Origin of the sequence: uncultured Veillonella sp. (assembly GCF_934190855.1) — a bacterium.
GTDB lineage: Bacteria > Bacillota > Negativicutes > Veillonellales > Veillonellaceae > Veillonella.
In genome coordinates this window covers 1-4475 of sequence record NZ_CAKPTN010000137.1, presented here as the reverse complement: position 1 = coordinate 4475, position 4475 = coordinate 1, and the positions used below count along the sequence as shown (strand labels likewise).

Genomic DNA, 4475 nt, shown 5'->3' with positions numbered 1-4475 from the left:
GTACATTTGTTTATACTGTAAATGAATTTAGAGAATTAATCAGTCAACTCAAATTACTATATACTACATTAGACGGAGACATTCGTATTACTTATGCTGATTCGGATGATTTTGTGCATATTATATGTGAATCATATGGGCATATAAAAGTAGAAGCTCAATTGGGTGGTAGTTGGCGTGATAATTGGGTTAAACTTGTTCTTAATACAGATCAGACCGTATTGAATGATATAATACAGCAGTGTAATTCTATATTAAAAAAATAATTTAATGACAACATATAGGTACTAAATTTTAATTGACACAACCCCATAAAATCTGTATACTATTTTGAGTAAGCTTTAGTCGTGTTTCCATTAGCCCCGGAAGCAAAGGACAAGCTGATTTTGGTAGAATTATGACGTTATTAGGAGGATATGCAGCATGAAAACTACATTTATGGCCAATCCGAACACAATCGAACGGAAATGGTATGTTGTTGACGCTGAAGGTAAAACTTTAGGACGCCTTGCTGCCGAAGTTGCAAAAGTTCTTCGGGGCAAAAATAAACCAACTTTCACACCACACGTAGACACTGGTGACCATGTGATCGTTGTAAACGCAGAAAAAATTCGCGTAACTGGTAAAAAATTAGAGCAAAAGGAATACTTCCGTCATTCTGGTTATCCAGGTGGTGCTCGTTTCACTAAATTAGCTATGATGCTTGAAAAACAACCTGAACGTGTTGTTGAGATGGCAGTTCGTGGTATGCTTCCAAAAAATAAATTGGGTGCACAACAATACCGTAAATTAAATGTATACGCTGGTCCTGAGCATCCACATGCAGCTCAAAAACCAGAAGTATTAGAAATTTCCGTACGATAATCTAGAGGGAGGAACATATAATGGCAGTAGCACAATATTACGGCACTGGTCGTAGAAAATCTTCCGTTGCTAGAGTTCGTCTGGTACCGGGCACAGGTAAAATCACTGTTAACAAACGTGAACTTAATGATTATTTCGGTCGCCAAACTTTGGAATTGATCGTAAAACAACCTTTGAATTTGACTAACACAGTTGAACAATACGATGTTATCGCAACTGTAGCTGGTGGCGGTCCTTCTGGTCAAGCTGGTGCAATTCGTCACGGTATCTCCCGTGCGTTATTGGACGTAGATGGCGAACTTCGTCAATCTTTGAAAAAAGCTGGCTTCTTGACTCGTGACCCACGTATGAAAGAACGTAAAAAATACGGTCTTAAAAAAGCCCGCAAAGCAAGCCAATTCTCCAAACGTTAATATTTGGAATACAGGATATTACACCTGCAGACAATGTCTGCAGGTGTTTTTGCATTATAGAACATTAATAGCTTAACGAGTTTATTCTTAGCTTTTTACTTATAAGATAAAAATGTTGTTTTTAATTCATAGGGTTATTTAATTCTATCATTTACAGGGACATTTAATTCTCCTATAATAGATATATAATAATCGAATTTTTTCGAAAATTGATTTTTATATAGGAGAAATCATATGATTTATAATACAATTCAATACGTAGTGGACAACGGCATTGGTACGTTGACATTTAATCGTCCAACTGTGGCGAATGGTTTTAATATCGAGATGTGCAAGGAGATCCTTGAGGTTTTAGATAAAGCACACAACGATGAAAGTGTTCGTGCATTGCTTATCAATGCTGAAGGCAAGGTATTCTCTGCTGGTGGCGACTTAACAGAAATGGAACGAGCTGTAAACGAAGGTGACACAGAGTCCTTATTTGAAATCGTTGAGCTAGTAGCTCAGATTTCTATGGCTATGAAACGTTTACCTAAGCCTGTTATCATGAGCCTTCAAGGTGCTGCAGCAGGTGCGGCATTTAATATGGCATTGGCAGCAGACTTTGTGGTAGCAGCTAATAATGTACGCTTTATTCAAGCTTTTGTAAACGTAGGTCTTGCTCCTGATGCAGGCGGTTTATTCTTGTTGACTCGAGCTATCGGCATGAACCGTGCTATGCATATCGTTATGACTGGTGAAGCCGTATCTGCTGAAAAAGGTAAAGAACTTGGCTTTGTATATAAAGTTTGTGAATTAGAGGATTTAGAAACGGCTACAAGACGTCTTGTAGAGAAGTTAGCTAAAGGTCCTGCACAATCTTACCGCGTAATGAAGGAAATGATGTGGAATAGCTTCTTAGCTGGTTGGGAAGAGTACAAGAAATTTGAAGTAGAAAAACAATGTGAATTAGGTCTTTCTGAGGACTTCAAAGAAGGTGTACGGGCTTTCACAGAGCGTCGTCGTCCTAAATTTGGTCAAAAATAATAATTATCCTCTTGTAATTGTACTAAATATCATGTAATTTATAAGCAGTTACTAATATAAATCGAACCGATGTGGCTCTATATATTGAGTTACATCGGTTTTTGCTTTCATTACGATGCAAAAGTGTATATAATAGTACTATTATAATAGTTTTAGGAGGTCATTATTACATGGCTCAAGATACAATTAAATGTTATGACAGTCCTAGTGATGTAGTCCAAGCATTAGCAGAGGATTTCATTGCTTTTACCAATGAAGAAATCAGTCGCACCGAAACGTGCATCGTTGGTATTACAGGTGGCACTGTTGTTAATGGTTTATTAGAATTACTCAATTCCCCTGAATATATTGAGCGCCTTAACTGGGAGCGCGTATTCTTTGTGTGGACTGACGAGCGTTTCTTGCCACAAGCTCACGAGGATAATTATTTTAACCGCGTTAAACCGCATTTGCTATGTAAGGCAAAGGGGGCGGCTCATTTCTTGCCGATCAATACGGATTCTAGAACCGTTGTAGAAGCGGCTGAGGAATATCAGAAAGAAGTGCAAAATGTACTCAAAGCTTGTAAGAAATCTGGTCTTGATTTAGCATTGCTCGATCTAGGCGAAGATGGCCATACGGCGGGGTTATTCGCAGGCTCTCATGCACTTCGCGTGGCAGATCAAGAGGTGGTGGCCGTAGAGGATGGCAAGGTATGGGAACGTATTTCTATGACATTTTCTTTCCTCGCTAAATCTGATGCTGTTTGGTTCACTGTAACTGGTGAAAGCAAGAAAACGGCACTTACAAAGGTATTATACCAACGTGAGGACTATGAGGATTTAACGTGGGAAAAACGTATTGGTCGCGTACTACCTGGTGCAGTGCTTTCACAAGAAGCTATGACTTGGTATGTGGACAAGGCTGCCTATGATGATGTACACTAAAGAGTGTAAGTATTAGTAATGATAAAGGAGATACATATGGGGTCTATAGGAACACCTGAATTAATAGTTATATTAGTGATTGCTCTAGTTATCTTCGGTCCTGGTAAATTGCCTGAAGTCGGCAAAGCTATTGGTAAAGGCATCAACGAGTTTAAAGATGCAATTTCCGGTCCTAAAAAGGCTGTAGATGAAACGAAAGAAGCCGTTAAAAAAGCGACTACTATCGACGTAACAGCAGGGGCTAAGAACGACGACAAACATAAAGAAGCTAACGATTAATAGGAGGTATCACTATGTGCAAAGATTGTGGTTGTGGCGAAGAAAATGGCGTTGTAACAAAGGTATTTAATGTACCTGGTATGATGTGCAACAACTGTAAAGAAGCTGTAGAAGGAGCATCTCTTGCGCTACCAGGCGTATTGAGTTCAGAAGTAAATTTGGACGATAAAACTGTAACGATTTCTTTTGATCCTACTAAATCTGCAGTAGAGGTTATTTCTATGGCCATTGAAAAGACTGGCTTTGAAGTAACAGGCGTTGCAGATGGTGTACAACAACATAGTCATGGTTTAATGGGAACCTTGAAACGTTTCTTCAAATAATCGAACCTTTGGTGCTGTATTGAAACATTGTTTCGATGCAGCACTTTTTTGTATGAAGAGGTAATATATGATACGCAAGTTTGATGCTAAAAATTTCAAGTGGGATGGCGTCGACACCTTGGTATATAAACAAGATGGTAGTCCTTTTAAAGATGTAACACGTCAAGTGCTATACGATGGTGCTTATGATATTCCATGCCAATTCCGTTATTTTGAATGTTTGCCAGGTGGCTATTCCACATTAGAGTATCATGAGCATACCCATATGGTTATGATATTCCGCGGCAAAGGGCAGCTCTTATTAGGCGACGAAATTCATGATGTAGAGTCTGGTGATTTCATTGAAATTCCAGGAAAGACAATTCACCAGTTCCGCGCTAATAAAGGGGACTATATAGGTTTCCTATGCTTGGTAAATAAAGAGCGGGATAAAGTTAAATTATTATCCCCAGAGGAAATGGAGACATTACAAGCAAATCCTAAGATTAAAGAATTCTTAGAAAGTTGCTAATATATATGGCGGTTATGTGTGATGACCGCCATATAGTTTTTATAATCAACTGAAACTGTAACTGTAACTGTAACTGTAACTGTAATAGTTGATTTGTGTAGTTTGATAGGGAGGTTCTATGAATACTTTTACA

General features: G+C 38.5%; 8 protein-coding genes. All 8 read left to right on the top strand.

Translation table 11 applies throughout. The annotated features are described in order from the left end of the window. On the top strand, positions 1 to 266 hold a 266-nt coding region (locus tag Q0F90_RS07580; protein WP_296004426.1), incomplete at its 5' end, for a hypothetical protein. Between the two features lie 157 nt (positions 267 to 423). Next, positions 424 to 864, top strand: coding sequence for a 50S ribosomal protein L13 (rplM, locus tag Q0F90_RS07575; RefSeq protein WP_009351047.1), 441 nt, complete (start codon positions 424 to 426; stop codon positions 862 to 864). 20 nt (positions 865 to 884) lie between these two features. Then, entirely contained in the window at positions 885 to 1277 is a 393-nt protein-coding gene (rpsI, locus tag Q0F90_RS07570) for a 30S ribosomal protein S9 (protein ID WP_004695188.1), read from the top strand. A 234-nt stretch (positions 1278 to 1511) separates the two neighbouring features. Then, on the top strand, positions 1512 to 2303 hold the full coding sequence (locus Q0F90_RS07565; protein ID WP_296004423.1) for an enoyl-CoA hydratase: 792 nt from the start codon (positions 1512 to 1514) through the stop codon (positions 2301 to 2303). A gap of 170 nt (positions 2304 to 2473) precedes the next feature. Further along, positions 2474 to 3229 carry a 6-phosphogluconolactonase gene (gene pgl, locus Q0F90_RS07560; protein WP_296004421.1) on the top strand — a complete coding sequence of 252 codons (756 nt, stop codon included), beginning with the start codon at positions 2474 to 2476 and terminating at the stop codon, positions 3227 to 3229. Positions 3230 to 3265: 36 nt separating this feature from the next. Continuing rightward, a complete protein-coding gene (locus Q0F90_RS07555) occupies positions 3266 to 3508 on the top strand; it encodes a twin-arginine translocase TatA/TatE family subunit (protein WP_004695192.1) in 243 nt (80 codons plus the stop codon). A gap of 14 nt (positions 3509 to 3522) precedes the next feature. After that, the gene (locus Q0F90_RS07550; RefSeq protein ID WP_296004420.1) at positions 3523 to 3831 is read left to right on the top strand and encodes a heavy-metal-associated domain-containing protein; all 309 of its coding nucleotides are present in this window, start codon (positions 3523 to 3525) and stop codon (positions 3829 to 3831) included. 67 nt (positions 3832 to 3898) lie between these two features. Then, entirely contained in the window at positions 3899 to 4342 is a 444-nt protein-coding gene (locus Q0F90_RS07545) for a cupin domain-containing protein (RefSeq protein WP_296004419.1), read from the top strand. Positions 4343 to 4475: the final 133 nt, after the last annotated feature.

Excerpts from the sequence above, each read along its gene's own strand:
- rplM (WP_009351047.1), top strand. The coding sequence starts at position 424 with ATGAAAACTACATTTATGGCCAATCCGAACACAATCGAACGGAAATGG.
- rpsI (WP_004695188.1), top strand. The coding sequence starts at position 885 with ATGGCAGTAGCACAATATTACGGCACTGGTCGTAGAAAATCTTCCGTT.
- Q0F90_RS07565 (WP_296004423.1), top strand. The coding sequence starts at position 1,512 with ATGATTTATAATACAATTCAATACGTAGTGGACAACGGCATTGGTACG.
- pgl (WP_296004421.1), top strand. The coding sequence starts at position 2,474 with ATGGCTCAAGATACAATTAAATGTTATGACAGTCCTAGTGATGTAGTC.
- Q0F90_RS07555 (WP_004695192.1), top strand. The coding sequence starts at position 3,266 with ATGGGGTCTATAGGAACACCTGAATTAATAGTTATATTAGTGATTGCT.
- Q0F90_RS07550 (WP_296004420.1), top strand. The coding sequence starts at position 3,523 with ATGTGCAAAGATTGTGGTTGTGGCGAAGAAAATGGCGTTGTAACAAAG.
- Q0F90_RS07545 (WP_296004419.1), top strand. The coding sequence starts at position 3,899 with ATGATACGCAAGTTTGATGCTAAAAATTTCAAGTGGGATGGCGTCGAC.